The following is a 16,701-nucleotide window of genomic DNA, read 5'->3' as shown; positions in this document are numbered from 1 at the left end:
CCCGTTGCAAGGTTGAAGGCCCGGCCGCGTGGCCGGGCGCGCAGGTCAGAAGTTGTAGGTCAGGCCGGTGTACCAGTAGCCGCCGGTGGTGCCGTAGGGCGAGAAATTGCCGTACGGGAAGGCGCCCGAGGTGCTGGCGATGTTGGTGCGCTCGGGGTATTTGTTGAACAGGTTGTTGGCCCCGGCGTTCAGTGTCAGGTTCTTGGTCACGTGGTAGTCCACGTTGAGGTCGGTGATCCAGGCCGCCGAGAAGGTGCGGTCGTAGATCGCGGTGGTGCCGTACTGGGTGTACTCGCCGTAGCGGGTCAGGTTCAGGCCAATGTCGAACTGGTCGATGCTCCAGGTGGTGCCCAGGATCAGCTTGGACTCAGGCAGGCCGTGCTTGAGGTTGCCCTGCGCCTGGCGGCTGTAGCCACCGTCCGGGCCCAGTGCTTCCTGGGCCACCGATGAGGCGTGGATGGCGTCGATCTGCGTGGTGTTCCAGTTGAAGCCCAGGTTGTACTTCAGGCCGCCCCAGGCACCCAGGTTTTGCCGGTACTCGCCCACCAGGTCGACGCCATGGGTGGTGGTGTCCAGGGCGTTGGCGAAGTAGGTGACGTACTGGTTGCTGTCCAGCCCGGCCGCGGCCAGGATGGCCTCGATCTGCGAGGTGCCGCCCAGGTAGCCGGTCTGGGCGATGCGGTCCTTGATCTTGATCTGGTAGGCGTCCAGGGTCACGCTGGTGGCGTCGGTGGGTTGCAGGGTCAGGCCCAAGCTGATGTTGGTGGATTTTTCCGGCTTCAGGGTGCTGGCGCCCAGGGCCTTGCCCACGGCCGAATCCACACCCACGTTGCGGTAGTCGATCAGGTTGCCGTTGACGCTGCTCTGTGAGGTGGAACTGTAGATCTGCTGGGCCAGGGACGGTGCGCGGAAGCCGGTGCTAAAGGTGCCGCGCACGGCCAGTATCGGCGTCAGCTGGTAGCGGGTAGAGAACTTGCCGTTGGTGGTGGTGCCCGAGCCATCGTTGTAGTGCTCGTAGCGCCCGGCCAGGTCCACGTGCCATTTGTCGGTCAGGTCCTGGCCAATTTCGCCGTAGCCGGCGACGCTGGTGCGGCCTTTCTCGGCGGCGTCCTCAGGGGTAGTGCCGGCGCCGGAAATGGTGCCGGGCGCGATCGGCGCGCCGTCGGCACCGGTGGTGAAGTCGCCCGAGGCGTAGGAGGCGACATCGCCCTTGCCGATCTTGTAGCTCTCGTAGCGCTGCTCAAGGCCCCAGGAAACTTGCGTGGGGTGGGCCAGGCCGAAGTCGAAGGCGCGGGTCAGGTCGAGGTTGTTGGTCCACTGGCTGAAGGTCTTCGCGCCGGTGTCCACCGAGGTCGGCGAATCAGGCCCGTAGCTCAGGTTGTAGGTGTGGCGCAGGGTGGCCTCGGCGTGGTCCTGGCCGTAGGTGCTGGACAGGTCGTAGTCCCAGCCGGCCAGCTTGCCCTTGCCACCGAACGCCACCTGGAAGTCGTTTTCGATGAAGCGCAGGGTGTCCTCGATGCCTTCGGGGAAGGGCGTCTGGATGCCGTCGAAGCTCGCTGGTTGGTGGAACGCCAGGGGCTTTTCCGAGTTGCGCCGCGTGTAGGTGGAGAACGAGTACAGAGTGAAGTCATCGTTCACCGGCAGCTCGGCGTTATAGCCAAAGCTGATGTTGCGCGCCTGCGGCAGGCCGGTGCCGTAGTAGGTGTGCTCGTTGCTGGTGACACCCTCGGCGCTGGTGTAGGGGGCGTCGTCGGAGCGGTCGGAGATGTCCTGCTTCTTCACGTCCAGGGCCATGTTGAAGAAGCCGTCGTTGGGCAGCGCGAAGCCCAGGTCGGCGCTTTGCCGGCGGGTGGCGCCGTCACCGTTTTCGTAGTTGCGGCCAAAGCTGGTGGACACGCTGCCGCCGTGGTCCTGCTGCTTGAGCACAATGTTCACTACGCCGCCGATGGCGTCCGAGCCGTACTGCGCCGAGGCGCCGTCGCGCAGCACTTCCACATGGTCCACCAGGGCGGTGGGGATCATGTCCAGGTCCACCGGCTGCGAGCCGGAGTTCAGGTAGGTGCCGTTGTTGAGCAGGGCGCTGTTGTGGCGGCGCTTGCCGTTGACCAGCACCAGCACCTGGTCGCCGTTCAGGCCGCGCAGGCTGATGGGCCGCACCACCGAAGCCGAGCCGTAGCCCGACGACGCTGGCTGGTTCAGCGAGGGCAGGGCGCGGCTGAGGGCGGCGGTAAGGTTGCTTTGGCCAGTGGCCTGCAGTTGGTCGCCGGAAATCACGTCCACCGGCGAGGTGCTTTGGGCCAGCGTACGGGCCTGGCCACGGTTGCCGACCACCACCACGGTGTCCAGCGGGTTGGCCGCCTGGATACCGGTGTCGTCGGCGCCCAGCGCCACGTTGGCGCCGCCAAGGGCGCCGCCCACGGCGAGGAACAGCAGGCTGTAGGGGAAGGGTTTGCGCAAGGGCACGGCTGATGACTGATTCATGGGGTGTAGCGCTCCTGAGGCAACGCCATGGGCGTCGCGAAAAATGGGCATCGAGACGGCTTGTTGGGATCAAGCTCTGGTGAAGGGTGCTCAGCAAGGGCTGTGCCAGCGTTGAAATGGCTTGTGAATCAAAGGGCTAGCGCGAAGGTCGAAGATTTTTTGCTGTTTTTGAAACAGTCCCGCTTCAGGATGCTGGTTTTCCTGCAGCGCCCCCGGCACGCTGCCCCCCCGTAGCAGCGGCCACCAGGCCGCGTCATGGCCGGCACCCACCCAGCTGGCACAACCATTGCTCCCGTGCTGTACATCAACCACCCACGGAGCCCCTTTCATGCCGTCACCCGGTCCCCGCAACCTGCTCACCGATGTACCCGGCATCACCGTCGGCCACGCCACCGATGCCACCGTGCGCAGTGGTGTCACCGTCATCCGCACGGCCGGCGCCTTCACCGCCAGCGTCGACATTCGTGGCGGCGGCCCCGGCGGCCGCGAAACCGCCGCCCTGGAGCCGGAAAACATGGTGGGCCAGCTGCACGCGCTGGTGTTGGCCGGTGGCTCGGTGTTCGGCCTGGGCGCCGCCGATGGCGTGGCAGCGGTGCTGTCGCAAGAGGGCGCTGGCCTGCGGTTGAAACCCGATGGCATGGCCATTCCCATCGTGCCCGCTGCCGTGCTGCACGACCTGGCCAATGGCGGCGACAAGGCCTGGGGGCTGCAGCCGCCGTACCGTGCGCTGGGCCAGCAGGCACTGGCGGCGGCGTCGCAAACCTTCGAGCTGGGCGCCGTGGGCGCCGGGCGTGGCGCCATGGCCGGGGTGCTGCAGGGCGGGCTGGGCTCGGCCTCGCTGGACATTGGCGGCGGCCTGATCGTGGCGGCGCTGGTGGTGGCCAACCCCATCGGTTCGGTGTACATGCCCGACGGCCAGACGTTCTGGGCCTGGCCCTGGGAGATCGCCGGCGAGTTCGGCGGCGTGCGGCCCCTGGGCGACATGGACGTCAGCGACCCTATCCCGCAGTTGTCGCGCCTTGACGAGCTTGGCCGCCTGCACGCCGGCGCCAACACCACCCTGGTGGCGGTGGCCTGCAACGCCGCGTTGAGCACCGCCGACTGCAAGCGCGTGGCAATCATGGCCCAGGACGGCATCGCCCGCGCGGTGCGCCCGGCGCACCTGCCGTTCGACGGCGACACCGTGTTCGCCATGGCTTCCGGCGCACTGGCGCTGGCCGAGGGGCCGCGCCGCCAGGTGGACGTCGGCCGCATCGGCTCGGCCGCCGCCGACTGCGTGGCGCGGGCTATTGCCCGGGGCGTGCACCTGGCGCGTGGCGGCTCGCCACGAGGGTGACCCGCGCCTGGGCCTGCGCGGCCAATTCCGGCAGGCCCAGGGCGCTGTACACGCGCACCAGTTGGCGGTTGGCGGGCATGTCCAGCGGGTCGTAGCCACGGCGCAGCTCCAGCTGTTGCTGGGCGTTCAACCAGTCTTCGCTGCGCAGCCGCGCGTCCAGCTCGATCAGCGCGAACAGGTCGCGCTGGGCGTGGCTGCCACCGATCTCGTTCAGCCGTGGCAGCGCCGCGCCCAGCCTGCGCAAGGCCAACGGGGCGTCGCCGCGGGCATGGGCCAGCAGGCCCTCGGCCAGGGGCAGGGTCACTTCGGCCCACACCGGCTTGCTGTGGGCCGGCGCGGCCTGGCTGTGGCGGCGCAGGTTGGCCAGCAACAGGTCGGCCTCCGGGGCACCGGCGCGGGCCAGGCCGTAGAGGTATTGCACGCTGAGAAACGGCTGCACCGTGTCCTCCACCCGCTTGGCGAGATAGGGCCTGAGGGCATTCCAGCGCGTACCGATGTCCATGCCCGCAAGCTCCATGCGGGTCAGCAGCGACACCGCGCCAATCTGGTCCTGCGAATACTCGGGCAGCCGCCCCCACACATGCTGGTCGTAGATCTGCAGCACCCGCTGCCCATCGCCGCGCCCCAGGTAGAACAGCGCCAGGTGCCACCAGTTGTGGGTGTACATGAACGAGTTCAGTGGTGCCCAGCCAGCCTGCATGCTTTCCAGGAAGTCGATGCCTTCCTCGATGCGCCCTCGGGTCAGCATCACATGGGCCAGCGCGTGCTGCGCCCACGGCTCGTCGGCCTGCAGGCCCAGGGCCACGCGGGCACTGGCTTCGGCCTGGTCCAGCAGGTGGCATTGCTCGTAGGCGAAGGCCAGCATGGCGTGGCTGTGGGCGCTGTCAGGCGCGCCGCGCCGCGCTTGCAGGCCAACGCGCAGCAGCGCCGGCCAGTTGCCGCGGTTGAATTCCAGGTACTGGTTGAGCTTGGCGGCGAACAGCTCGCGTGGGTAGCGCGCCAGCAGCTCGGCGCTCAGGTGCAGCACCTGCTGCAGGTCATCGGCCACCCAGGCCGCCAGCAGGCTGGTGTAGGTGTCGCTGCGCGGGTGGCGGCGTGACGCGGCCAGGGCGCGGCGCAGGAAACGCTCGGCCAGCCCCGGGCCTTCGGGCAACTCGCTGAACATCAGCAGCACACCTGCCAGGGCGTTGACCAGGCGGCTGTCGGGGTCGGCCTCGGCGGCGGCGAGGATGCCCTCGGCCTTGGGCAGGTAGCCGAGCATGCCGGCGACGAAATCGTCGATGGCGGCAACGCTGGCGGGGTGGTCGGTGTCGAGGGGGTTTCCCAGGTAATCCTGTGGCATGGCGAGGCTCGTGGTCCAAATAGCCTTCTACAGGGCAAGGGTTGTGCCAGTGGTGGTGGCCCCCGTGGCATGGGGCGATCGTCAGGGACAGGCTGGAACGCGCTGCTGCTTTTTCCACAATCGTCGCCGGCCACTGTGGTTTTTTCATCAGCCAGCCGCCCCGCAGCCCGGCTGCGCCGCCCATTCCACGGCCTGCCAGGCGCTGGCACAGCCATTGCAAAACCCCTGGCACGTTGTCTTTGCCAAGGAGTTCCCATGCCGCATCCCGTTTCCACCCCCTGGTCGCGCCTGGCCAGGCGCCTGTCCCGGCCGCTGCTGGGCGTGTTCATGGGCGGCCTGCTGGCAGCCGGTGCCGCCCAGGCCGAACCCACTGCGGGCGGGGTGCTGAACCTGGTCGCCCAACCCGAACCACCGTCGCTGATGCACGGCGTGGTCACCCACGTGGCCACCCAGTACGTGGGCGGCAAGATTCTGCAGGGGCTATTGACCTTCGATACCCACCTGCAACCGCAGCCGGTGCTGGCTCGCCACTGGACCATCGCGCCCGACGGCCTGACCTACACCTTCGACCTGCAGCAGGGCGTACAATGGCACGACGGCCAGCCGTTCACCGCCAAGGACGTGCTGTTCAGCTTCAACACCTTCTACCCCGAAGTGGACAAGCGCATGGCCAGCGTCTTCGGCGAATTCGTCGCTTCCATCGACGCGCCAAACGCCAACCAGGTGGTGTTCCACCTGAAGAAACCCTTCGCGCCGTTGCTGTCGTCCCTGGGCAGCGGCCTGCGGCCCATCGTTCCCGAGCACCTGTACGCCGGCACCGATTTCCGCAACAACCCCTACAACCTCAAGCCGGTGGGCACCGGGCCGTTCATGTTTGCCGAGTGGAAGCGCGGCGCCTACATCAAGCTGGTGAAAAACCCGCACTACTGGAAGCCGGGGCTGCCGTACCTGGACGCCATCGTCTTCCACGTGATTCCCGATGCCAGCGCCCGCGCCTCGGCCTTCGAGCGTGGCGATGTGCAGGTGCTGCGCAGCGGCGACGCCGACTATGCCGACATGAAGCGCCTGGGCGCCTTGCCCGGGGTGACCGCCTCCGACAAGGGCTACGAGCTGTACACCGGCCTGGCCTTCCTGCAGATCAACGTGCGCAAGCCACCGCTGGACAACCCCAAGGTGCGCCAGGCGATTGTGTATGCGCTGAACCGGCCATTTATCGTCAACAACATCTTCTTTGGCGGCGGTGAAGTGGCCCAGGGGCCGTTCGCCACGAACTCGCCGTACCACGACCCGCAGTTGCCGCAGTACGCCTATGACCCGGCCAAGGCCCGTGCGCTGATCGCCGAGTCGGGCGTGGACGTGGGCAAGGTGCGCATCCGCCTGCTCAATGGCGAGAAGGGCGGCGCCTGGGAACGCCTGGCCGAATACACCAAGCAGGCCCTGCAGCCGCTGGGCTTCAAGGTGCAGGTGGTGACGTCCGACGCGGCCACCTGGTTCCAGCGCGTCAGCGATTGGGATTTCGACCTGACCTACAACTTCATCTTCCAGATCGGCGACCCGTACCTGACCAACGCCTACCTGTACCGCTCCGACTACATCGTCAAGACTTCGCCGTTCGCCAACGTCAGCGGCTACCAGAACCCGGCGGCCGACGCCTTGTGGGACAAGGTCGCCAACACCCCGGAGGGCGCGGCGCGCCAGGCCCTGTACAGCCAGCTGGAAAACCTGCTGAACACCGACCTGCCGATTGTGCCGATTTTCCAGATGCGCTACCCCACGCTGTACAAACAGACGGTGGGCAACCTGCTGCAGACGGCCACCAGCCTCAACGAGGACTATGACAGCGTCTACCTCAAGGCCCCGGCGCCATGAGCGGCTGGCTGTTCGCCGGCGGGCGCCTGCTGCGCGCCGGGCTGATGATCATCGCCGTGGTGGTGCTGGCCTTCGGGCTGGTGCGCCTGGCCCCCGGCGACCCGGCGCTGCTGATGGCCGGCGAGGCCGGGGTGGACGACGCCAACTACATCGCCCAGCTGCGCCACACCATGGGCCTGGACCAGCCGCTGCTGGCCCAACTGGGCCACTACCTGTACGGGGTGGCACACCTGGACCTGGGCTATTCCTACCGCAACCAGGCCAGTGTCTGGTCGCTGATTGCCGAACGGCTGCCGGCCACGTTGCTGCTGATGGGCTCGGCGTTCGTGCTGTCGGCGCTGCTGGGCGTGGGCCTGGGCGTGCTGGCGGCGCGCAGCCACCAGCGTCGCGGCTGGCTGGATGGCGTCATCTCGCAAGGCGCGCTGCTGCTGTACGCGGTGCCGTCGTTCTGGCTGGCGATGCTGCTGGTGCTGGTGTTTTCCGTGCAGCTGGACTGGCTGCCGGCGTTCGGCATGGAAAGCGTTGGCGAGCCGCTGCATGGCATGGCGCGGCTGGTGGATGCCGCGCAGCACCTGCTGTTGCCGTGCCTGTCGCTGACCTTCCTGTTCCTGGCCCTGTATATCCACCTGACCCGCGCCGCCATGCTCGAAGCGCTGCAGCAGGACTACGTGCGCACGGCCCGCGCCAAGGGCCTGCCTGGCACGCGCATTCTGCAGGCCCATGTGCTGCGCAACGCCTTGCTGCCAGTGGTGACCATGGCCGGCCTGCAACTGGGCCAGCTGGCCAGCGGCGCCTTGTTGATTGAAGTGGTATACGCCTGGCCGGGCATCGGCCGGCTGTTGTACGACGCGCTGACCCAGCGCGACTACGCCTTGTTGTTGGGAGTGTTCCTGGTGATTTCGTTCCTGGTGGTGGGCTTCAATCTGCTCACCGATCTGCTTTACCGCTGGCTCGACCCGCGCATTGGCCACGGGGGGCAGGGCGCATGACCAGGCACACCGTGTGGCAACGCTTTGCCCGCCAACCCGGGCCCCTGGCAGGCGCGCTATTGGTGCTGGTGCTCGCCGCGCTGGCCGTGGCCGCGCCCTGGCTGGTGCCCGGCTCGCCGTGGGACATGACCACCACGCCGTTGCTGGTGCCGTTCGCCGATGGCCACCACGTGCTGGGCAGCGACATGCTCGGCCGCGACATTGCTACCGGCCTGCTGTACGGCGCGCGGGTGTCGTTGTCGGTGGCGCTGCTGGCCAGCGCCGCCACGCTGTTGGTGGGCCTGTTGGTGGGCGCGCTGGCGGGTTACCTGGGCGGCTGGCCGGACGCGCTGCTGATGCGGGTGGCGGAGTTCTTCCAGATCATCCCGCAACTGGTGCTGGCGGTGGTGCTGGTGGCAGCGCTGGAGCCGTCGCTGGGCTCGGTGATCCTGGCCATCGCGCTGGTGGCCTGGCCCGGCATCGCGCGGTTGGTGCGCAGCGAGTTCCTCACCCTGCGCCAGCGTGAATTCGTCCAGGCCGCCCAGGTGCTGGGCCAACGCCCGCTGACCATCATCGCCCGGCAGATATTGCCCAATGCCCTGGGCCCGCTGCTGGTGACCCTGACCTTCGTCATGGCCTCGGCCATCCTCACCGAGGCGGCGCTGGCCTTCCTCGGCCTGGGGGACCCGGACGCCATGAGCTGGGGCTACATGATCAACGCCTCGCGCAATATGCTCCGCGAGGCCTGGTGGATGAGCCTGCTGCCAGGCGTGGCCATCCTGCTGCTGGTGCTGGCGGTGAACCGCATTGGCGAAGGCCTGCGCGTGGCCCTGGAACCGGCCAACCGCCAAGGGGGCCGGCCATGAGCGCGTTGCTGGATATTCAACAGTTGAGCATCGCCTTGCCCGCAGGTGCTGACCGCAGCCATGCGCTGTACGACTTGAGCCTGCAGTTGGAGGCCGGCGAGGTGCTGTGCGTAGTGGGCGAGTCGGGCAGCGGCAAGTCGATGCTGGCCAACGCCGTGCTGCGCATGTTGCCCCAGCACCTGGCGGCCCATGGCGGCGTGGTGCGCTTTGCCGGCCAGGACCTGGCCGCGCTGAGCGAGGCGCAGATGCGCCAGCGGCGCGGGCGTGACATTGCCATGGTGTTCCAGGAGCCCATGAGCGCGTTGAACCCGCTGCTGACGGTGGGCAAGCAGATTGACGAAACCCTGCAGGCTCACGGCCAGCGCAACCGCGCCAAGCGCCAGGCGCGGGTGCTGGAGCTGTTGGGGTACGTGGGCCTGCCGCAGCCCACGCAGCTGTGCCAGCGCTACCCGTTCGAGCTGTCGGGCGGCCAGCGCCAGCGCGTGGTGATCGCCATGGCCCTGGCGTTCGCGCCCAGGTTGCTGATTGCCGACGAGCCCACTTCGGCGCTGGACGTGACCACCCAGGCGCAGATTCTCGACCTGCTCAAGCGCATCCAGCGCGAGACAGGCATGGCCATGCTGTTCATCACCCATGACTTCGCCGTGGTGCAGGCGGTGGCTGACCGGGTGCTGGTGCTGGAGCGCGGCCACCTGATCGAGCAGGGCCCGGCGGCGCAGGTGCTGCAGGCGCCCAGGGCAGCCTATACCCGGCGCCTGCTGGACGCGGTGGCGGCCACCGGTGTGGCGCGGCCGGCGTTGCCCGCGAATGCCGCGCAGGTGTTGGCGGCGCAGGGCTTGCACAAGGCCTTCGTGCGCCGCACCCTGCTGTGGCGCAGCCGCCGGGTGGACGCCCTGGCCGATGTCAGCCTGAGCCTGCGCCAGGGCGAAACCCTGGGTGTGGTGGGTGAGTCGGGTTCCGGCAAGTCCACCCTGGGCCGCGCCCTGGTGCGCCTGCTGGCCCCCGACAGCGGTACGCTGGCGTGGCAAGGCCAGGCCGTGCAGGGCCTGTCCCAGGCACGCCTGCGGCCCCTGCGCCAAGGCGTGCAGATGATCTTCCAGGACCCGTTCGCTTCGCTCAATCCGCGCCAGCGCATCGACCAGATCCTCATGACCGGGCCCCTGGCCCACGGCGTGCCGGTGGCCCAGGCGCGGCAGCGCGCCGAGCGCCTGCTGGAACGCGTGGGCCTGGACGCCGCAGCCATGGCGCGCTACCCGCAGGAGTTCTCCGGCGGCCAGCGCCAGCGCATTGGCATCGCCCGTGCGTTGGCGGTGCAGCCCCAGGTGTTGATTGCCGATGAATGCGTGTCGGCGCTGGATGCGCTGATCCAGGTGCAGATCCTTGAACTGCTGGAGTCGCTGCAGCGCGAGCTGGGCCTGAGCATCGTCTTCATTACCCACGATTTGCGCGTGGCCGCGCGGCTGTGCGACCGCATCGCGGTGATGAAGGATGGCCGCGTGGTGGAAGAGGGCGACAGCCTGCGCGTGCTCGGCCAGCCACGGCATGCCTACACCCGCGCCTTGCTGGCGGCGCTGCCGGGGCCGCCGATTGTCGCTTTGCCCACCGCCGATGCACTGCTCAAGGAACCGAGCCGATGATGAGCCTCAATGCCTTCCTGATGGCCACCGGGCACCACCTGGCCGGCTGGCGCCACCCTGATGCCCAGGCCGATGGCGGCCTGGATTTCGACCACTATCGCCATCTGGCGCGCCAGGCCGAGGCCGCTGGCTTCGACGCCATTTTTCTCTCCGACACCCTGGCCATGCTGCCCGGCGAACTCGGTGCCCTGAGCCGCATGGCGCGCACCGAACATTTCGAGCCGCTGACGCTGCTCGGCGCCCTGGCGGCGGTGACTGAACGCATCGGCCTGATTGCCACCATGACCACCTCCTACAACGACGTCGCCACCGTGGCCCGCAGCTTCGCCGGCCTGGAGGCGTTGGGCAGCGGGCGCAGCGGCTGGAACCTGGTTACTTCCAGCAACGCGCTGGAGGCATACAATTTCGGCCGTGCGCAGCACTACGGCCATGGCGAGCGCTATGGCAACGCCGCCGGTTTTCTGCAGCAGGTGCGCCAGCGCTGGCACGCCCAAGGCATCGCCCCGGTGCAGGTGGTGGCGGGGGCGTCGGAAGCCGGGCGCGAGTTTGCCGCCCAGCACGCCGAGGTACTGTTCACGGCGCAAACGGACCTGGCCAGCGCCCAGGCGTTCTACCGCGATGTGAAGGGGCGCATGGCAGCGTACGGGCGGCGGCCCGAGCAGCTGAAGATTCTTCCGGGGCTGATGCCGGTGGTCGCCACCAGCACCGCCCAGGCATGGGCCCTGCACCAGCAGTTGCAGGGGCTGGTGCAGCCCGAGGTGGGCTTGTCGTTGCTGGCCGACATCGCCGGTGGCAGCGATTTGTCGGCGTACCCGCTGGACGGCCCGTTGCCGGCGCTGCCCAGCACCGAGTCGGGGGTCAGCCGCCGCGAACTGCTGCTGGACGTGGCCCGCCGCGAAGGCCTGAGCATTCGCCAGCTGTACCTGAAAATGGCGCCGGCGCGTGGCCACCGGTTGGTGGTGGGCGACGCAGCGCACATCGCCGACCAGATGCAGCAGTGGTTCACCGAAGGCGCCGCCGACGGCTTCAACATCATGCCGGCGTACCTGCCGGGTGGCCTGGAAAGCTTTATCGCGCAGGTGGTGCCGCTGTTGCAGCAACGCGGGCTGTTCCGCCGTGGCTATGCCGGACGCACGCTGCGCGATCACCTGGGCCTCAACCCTCCTGAATACGACCTGGAGCAACGCCGTCATGCCTGACACTTTCGACCCCACGCTGCTGCCACGGGTGCAGGGCCAGCCCGTGGAGATTCGCCCGGGGCGCTGGCTCAGCATCAGCCACCAACTTGGCCATGCCCATGCCGACACCGTGGTGTTCTTCGCCCATGGCGGCGGTGGCAACCAGGACCAGTGGCGTGAACAATGGCGTGCCCTTGGCCAGGCCGGCTACAGCCTGGTGGCCTGGGACCTGCTGGGCCATGGCCGCAGTGCCAAGCCACGGCAGCGCCAGGCGTATGCCTGGGATGAACTGGTGAACGACCAGCGCGCGGTGCTGGCGCGCTTTGCCGGGCCGCGCAATATCATCGCCGCGCACTCCTTCGGCACCGGGCTTACCCTCAGCGCCGTGCTCGACAGCCCGGTGGCCGTGGAGGCGTTGCTGTTGCTGGGCACCACCCTCAACCGCCCGCTCAAGCCCGGTGGCCTGCTGCGCCTGCCCGCCTGGGCGCTGGAGTTGTTGCGGCCGGTATTGAGCAAGGGCTTTCGCCAGCGGGCCTGGGACGCCAGCGCCGCCCCGGCGCTGGTCGCCTATGAAGAGTCGCTCACCCGCCACAACCCGTTGTACGTGTTCAAGGGCCTGATCGACGGCGCCCGGTGGCCCAGCGCCGCGCAGCTGGCGAGCCTGGAGCTGGCGGTGCAGGTGCTGGCCGGGCGTAGCGACGGCCTCACGCCGGTGGCCGGTGGTGAAGCCTTGGCGCAGGCGCTGCCCCACGCGCAGTTCCGGGTGCTGGAGCAGTGCGGGCATCAGTTGATGCTGGAGCGGCCGGAGGTGGTGAATGAGCTGTTGCTGGGGATGCTGGCTGCCATCCGGGAACCTAGGGCTGCGGTGCGCCTGCCATGACGCGGTCTGTGGGAGCTGGCTTGCCAGCGAGCTGTTGGGGCCAACAAAGCTCGCGGGCAAGCCAGCTCCCACAAGACAGTTGCTGCTACAGGGGGGGTAGCTCCGTCAGGGCGCCGTCGCGGGAAAGGTGGTAGCGGCGCAGGTCGCCGGCCAACACCAACCGGCCGCCATACTGCGCGGCCGCCTCTTCCCGCACATCATCAATACAAGGACTGCGCTGCGGGTTGTTCTGGTACCGCGCACTGAAGTGCGTCAGCACCAGGTTTGGCACCCCCGCAGCTTCCGCGAAGCGCGCCACGGCGGCGGCGGTGCTGTGGCCGTAGCTGGTGCGGGCGCCTGCAAGCACGGGCTCGGTGAAGGTGGCCTCGTGCACCAGTACGTCGGCGCCCTTGGCGACGCTGGCCAGCAGCTCGGGGCGGTCGTTGTCACCGCAGACGATCACCCGGTGGCCGGGGCGGGAAGGGCGCAGGTAGTCGCCCGCCAGAATCAGCCGGCCATCATGCTGCACGTCGCTGCCACGGGCCAGCTCGCCCCACAGTGGCCCGCGCGGCACGCCGTCAGCCAGCAGGCGGGCGGTGTCCAGCCGTGGCTCGGGGTTCAGCTCGTCGAACACGTAGCCATAGCTGGGCACCCGGTGCGACAGCTCAACGGTGCTCACCGCCATGCTCGCGCAGCTCCAGGTGCCCAGGGTTTCCAGGGCGTGCAGGCGCAGCTCGTAGGGCAGGTGGGTGTCGCTGACGGCCAGGCTTTGCAACACCCAGGCCTGCAGGGCGTGCGGCACGATCAGGTCCAGCGCTTCGTTGCGCCCGGACATGCCGGCGCTGGCCAGCAGCCCCGGCAGGCCGAAGCAGTGGTCGCCGTGCACGTGGGTGATGAAGATGGCGCGCAGGTCGCGCACCGACAGGGGCGTGCGCAGCAGCTGGTGCTGGGTGCCCTCGCCGCAGTCCACCAGGTACCAGGCCTTGCCCGCGGCCTCGATGACGGCGGTGGCGCTGACGTTGCGGGCCTTGGTGGGTACCCCCGAGGAGGTGCCCAGAAACTGCAGGTCCATGTGTTGAGTGCCTCGCTGGCAAAACCGCAGTGTAACGCCTAAGGGGCGGCGCCGGCAGCCGCAGGCGTCGGCTTCAGGTAGGCGTCGGCGATGCGCTGCAGGCTACCGTCGGCGCGCAGCGCTTCAACGGCCTGGCGCAGGGTGCGCACTATGCCTTCGTCGCAGCGCCGCGAGCAGGCCAGGTACAGGTCGGCCTTCATCAGCGGCGGGCTCATCTGCAACGGGCGGTCCGACACCCCGCGCCAGATGTAGCGGGTTTCGGGTACGCCGTTGAACCAGGCGTCCACGCGCCCCATCAGCAACAGTTGTGCCGGGTTGTCGCCGATTTTCAGCGGGTAGATCTGCTCGTCGCTGAAACCTTCCTCACGCAGTTTCTGCTCCTGGGCGCTGCCGCGGCCCACGGCGATGCGGGTGAAGGCCTGGCGTGCCTGGGCGTATGATTCCACGCGTTGGCCGAGGCTGAAGAACGCCCGGTCCATGCTCATGATCGGCGCGATCCAGGTGTAGTCGGTTTCGCGGTCCGGGGTGCGTGACAGGGGAATGATCAGTTGGTTGATGCCCTGGCGTACGTCGTGCTGGGCGCGCGGCCAGGGCAGCGACACCAGGTGCAGGTCATAGCCCGCGTTGGCGGCGACCTTCAGGGTGGCCTCGCCGACGATGCCGTGCTGGCCGGTTTCGCCGATCATGCTCAGCGGTGGTGCTTCGGGCAGGTACAGGTCGAGGGTGCGCGCCGCCGCCATCGAAATTGCTGGCAACAACAGCGCGAGCAGCCCGGCGCAGCAGCGCAGCGAACGCTTGATATGACTCATGGCAGTGACTCAAAGCAGATACGGGGGTGATGCTGTTATGGGCAGTAGCATAGTTGCAAACTGCCATGCCGTGTTGTAGCAGCGACCGTCAGGTCGCGTCAGGCCGTGACACCGAGTCGTGGCTGGACGCGGCCTGGGGCCGCTGCTACGGGCATCAATTGATACGCGGGTGCTGCTGCACCAGGTTTTCGCGCTTGGCCTGCAGTTCGGCGATCTGCGCGTCGATGTCCTCGATTTTCTGCTCGATGTTGTCGTGGTGTTCCTGCAGCAGCTCGCGCGCCTCTTCAAGGTCGGACGCCGCAGGCGCTGCGCCGCGCAGTGGCTTGTTGGCGGTTTCCTTCATCGACAGGCCGGTGAGCAGGCCGATCACCGCCACCACCATCAGGTAGTAGGCCGGCATGTACAGGTTGTTGGTGGTTTCCACCAGCCAGGCCGCCAGGGTAGGGGTGAGGCCGGCCACCAGCACCGAGACGTTGAAAGCGCTGGCCAGGGCGCTGTAGCGGATGTGCGTGGGGAACATCGCCGGCAGCGTGGAGGCCATCACGCCAATGAAGAAGTTCAGCAGCACGGCAATAATCAGCAGCCCGGCGAAGATCAGCCCCAGGCTGCCGCTGGTGATCAGCATGAACGCCGGAATGGCCAGCACGAACAGGCCCACGCTGCCGGTGATGATGAAGGGCCGGCGGCCGATCTTGTCACTGAGCAGGCCGAACACCGGCTGCACGAACAGCATGCCGACCATGATCGCGATGATGATCAGCACGCCGCGGTCTTCGCTGTAGTGCAGGTTGTGCGACAGGTAGCTGGGCATGTAGGTGAGCAGCATGTAGTAGGTGACGTTGGTCGCCACCACCATGCCGATGCACGTGACCAGGCTGCGCCAGTGCTGGGTGGCGACCTCCTTGAACGATACTTTCGGGCCGGCGGCCAGGCCTTCGCGGTCGCCCTGTTCGAGTTTCTCCACGTGCTGCTGGAACGCCGGGGTTTCTTCCAGCGCGTTGCGCAGGTACAGGCCGAGCATGCCCAGGGGCAGGGCGAGGAAGAACGGCAGGCGCCAGCCCCATTCCTGGAACTTGTCTTCACCGATCACGGTGGAAATCAGCACCACTACGCCTGCGCCGAAGACGAAGCCGGCGATGGAACCGAAGTCCAGCCAACTGCCCAGGAAGCCGCGCTTGCGGTCCGGGGCGTATTCGGCGACGAAGATCGAGGCGCCAGTGTATTCGCCGCCCACCGAGAAGCCCTGGGCCATTTTCGCCAGCAACAGCAAAATGGGCGCCCAGATGCCAATGCTGTCATAGGACGGGATCAGGCCGATGGCGAAGGTGCTCAGGGACATGATGACGATGGTGGCCGCCAGCACTTTCTGCCGCCCATATTTGTCGCCCAGCGCGCCGAAGAACAACCCGCCCAAGGGGCGAATCAGGAACGGCACGGAGAAGGTCGCCAGCGCCGCGATCATCTGCACGCTGGGGTTGGCGCCGGGGAAGAAGACCTTCCCCAGCACGTAGGCGACGAAGCCATACACGCCGAAGTCGAACCACTCCATGGCGTTGCCCAGCGCCGCGGCGGTGATCGCCTTGCGCATCTTGACGTCGTCGACAATGGTGATGTCTTTCAAGCCGATGGGCTTGACGCGTTTCTTACGTAATTTCATGCCAGTTACTCGGTACCAAGGGTGTCTATGGCATGAGATACGTTGGCACGCTAAATAATTCCATCGTGCCTTCAACGATGCCCCCCCCCCTGTAGCAGCGGCCGCCAGGCCGCGTCAGGGCGCCACGACGAACACTTGGATAAATGGTAGTTACACAGGTGTAACGCCTGTACTACAGTCAAGCCGTTATTCGCACTTTGCCAGTCGTGTTGCGCGTGAACTTCACGTCGCACCGCGCTTGTGCGTGCGCGCAGGAAAAGTTCGAGTTTTGACGCCAGTTAATCGCCGTGCCCCCAGGGCTGAAACAACGGCGTCAAATTTTCAAATAACGCCATGTCGTCATTAAACAGAGAGTCAAACAAATGAGTGCACAGGAAAGTGTTATCTACACCAAATTGACCGAAGTATTCCAGGACGTCTTCGACGAGGATGACCTGACGCTAACCCCCGAAACCACGGCCGATGACGTGGAGGGCTGGGACAGCCTGGCTCATGTGCGGCTTATTCTGTCGGTTAAAAAGGCCTTCGGCATCGAGTTCGCAGCGTCGGAAACAAGCTCGTTCAAGAACGTCGGCGACCTGGTCGCGGCCATTGCCAAGAAGAGCAACTAGTCCGCTTAATTCTTAT

13 protein-coding genes are annotated in these 16,701 nt (G+C 67.3%); 8 read left to right on the top strand and 5 right to left on the bottom strand.

Translation table 11 applies throughout. From position 1 onward, the window contains the following. Positions 1–45 precede the first annotated feature (45 nt). Positions 46–2,481, bottom strand: coding sequence for a TonB-dependent receptor plug domain-containing protein (locus tag AC0SZ7_RS29085; RefSeq protein WP_475507622.1), 2,436 nt, complete (start codon positions 2,479–2,481; stop codon positions 46–48). Between the two features lie 328 nt (positions 2,482–2,809). Between AC0SZ7_RS29085 and AC0SZ7_RS29080 the strand changes: the two genes are divergently transcribed. Further along, positions 2,810–3,817 (top strand): P1 family peptidase, encoded by a 1,008-nt coding sequence (locus AC0SZ7_RS29080; RefSeq protein WP_475507621.1) that lies wholly within the window; start codon positions 2,810–2,812, stop codon positions 3,815–3,817. Here the strand turns inward: AC0SZ7_RS29080 and AC0SZ7_RS29075 are convergent. Next, entirely contained in the window at positions 3,768–5,159 is a 1,392-nt protein-coding gene (locus AC0SZ7_RS29075) for a tetratricopeptide repeat protein (protein WP_475507620.1), read from the bottom strand. The genes AC0SZ7_RS29080 and AC0SZ7_RS29075 overlap by 50 nt on opposite strands. A 327-nt stretch (positions 5,160–5,486) precedes the next feature. Between AC0SZ7_RS29075 and AC0SZ7_RS29070 the strand changes: the two genes are divergently transcribed. From AC0SZ7_RS29070 to AC0SZ7_RS29045, 6 genes are read left to right on the top strand one after another with little or no spacing between them, the layout of a single operon-like run. Then, entirely contained in the window at positions 5,487–7,028 is a 1,542-nt protein-coding gene (locus tag AC0SZ7_RS29070; protein ID WP_475507669.1) for an ABC transporter substrate-binding protein, read from the top strand. Next, complete coding sequence (locus AC0SZ7_RS29065) at positions 7,025–8,017, top strand: ABC transporter permease (RefSeq protein ID WP_475507619.1); 993 nt, start codon at positions 7,025–7,027, stop codon at positions 8,015–8,017. Before AC0SZ7_RS29070 ends, AC0SZ7_RS29065 begins: the two co-directional genes overlap by 4 nt. Beyond that, a complete protein-coding gene (locus tag AC0SZ7_RS29060; RefSeq protein ID WP_475507618.1) occupies positions 8,014–8,862 on the top strand; it encodes an ABC transporter permease in 849 nt (282 codons plus the stop codon). The genes AC0SZ7_RS29065 and AC0SZ7_RS29060 overlap by 4 nt, the downstream gene beginning before the upstream one ends. Then, positions 8,859–10,499: a dipeptide ABC transporter ATP-binding protein gene (locus AC0SZ7_RS29055; RefSeq protein ID WP_475507617.1), complete on the top strand. Its 1,641-nt coding sequence runs from the start codon at positions 8,859–8,861 to the stop codon at positions 10,497–10,499. Before AC0SZ7_RS29060 ends, AC0SZ7_RS29055 begins: the two co-directional genes overlap by 4 nt. Beyond that, positions 10,496–11,698 carry an LLM class flavin-dependent oxidoreductase gene (locus tag AC0SZ7_RS29050; RefSeq protein ID WP_475507616.1) on the top strand — a complete coding sequence of 401 codons (1,203 nt, stop codon included), beginning with the start codon at positions 10,496–10,498 and terminating at the stop codon, positions 11,696–11,698. The genes AC0SZ7_RS29055 and AC0SZ7_RS29050 overlap by 4 nt, the downstream gene beginning before the upstream one ends. Further along, a complete protein-coding gene (locus AC0SZ7_RS29045; RefSeq protein ID WP_475507615.1) occupies positions 11,691–12,557 on the top strand; it encodes an alpha/beta fold hydrolase in 867 nt (288 codons plus the stop codon). Before AC0SZ7_RS29050 ends, AC0SZ7_RS29045 begins: the two co-directional genes overlap by 8 nt. An 85-nt stretch (positions 12,558–12,642) precedes the next feature. Here AC0SZ7_RS29045 and AC0SZ7_RS29040 read toward each other — a convergent pair whose 3' ends face one another. The 3 genes from AC0SZ7_RS29040 to proP all read right to left on the bottom strand — a co-directional run bounded on the left by AC0SZ7_RS29040 (position 12,643) and on the right by proP (position 16,074). After that, entirely contained in the window at positions 12,643–13,608 is a 966-nt protein-coding gene (locus AC0SZ7_RS29040; protein WP_475507614.1) for a ribonuclease Z, read from the bottom strand. A 38-nt stretch (positions 13,609–13,646) separates the two neighbouring features. After that, positions 13,647–14,417, bottom strand: coding sequence for a substrate-binding periplasmic protein (locus AC0SZ7_RS29035; protein ID WP_475507613.1), 771 nt, complete (start codon positions 14,415–14,417; stop codon positions 13,647–13,649). 154 nt (positions 14,418–14,571) lie between these two features. Continuing rightward, positions 14,572–16,074 (bottom strand): glycine betaine/L-proline transporter ProP, encoded by a 1,503-nt coding sequence (gene proP, locus AC0SZ7_RS29030; protein ID WP_475507612.1) that lies wholly within the window; start codon positions 16,072–16,074, stop codon positions 14,572–14,574. A gap of 362 nt (positions 16,075–16,436) precedes the next feature. Here proP and AC0SZ7_RS29025 point away from each other — a divergent pair, with 362 nt between their 5' ends. Next, positions 16,437–16,685, top strand: coding sequence for an acyl carrier protein (locus AC0SZ7_RS29025; protein ID WP_475507611.1), 249 nt, complete (start codon positions 16,437–16,439; stop codon positions 16,683–16,685). Positions 16,686–16,701: the final 16 nt, after the last annotated feature.

It is taken from the genome of Pseudomonas sp. JC1203, from assembly GCF_056175065.1.
The sequence above is the reverse complement of the archived record's forward strand: the minus strand, read 5'-3'. Positions and strand labels throughout refer to the sequence as shown.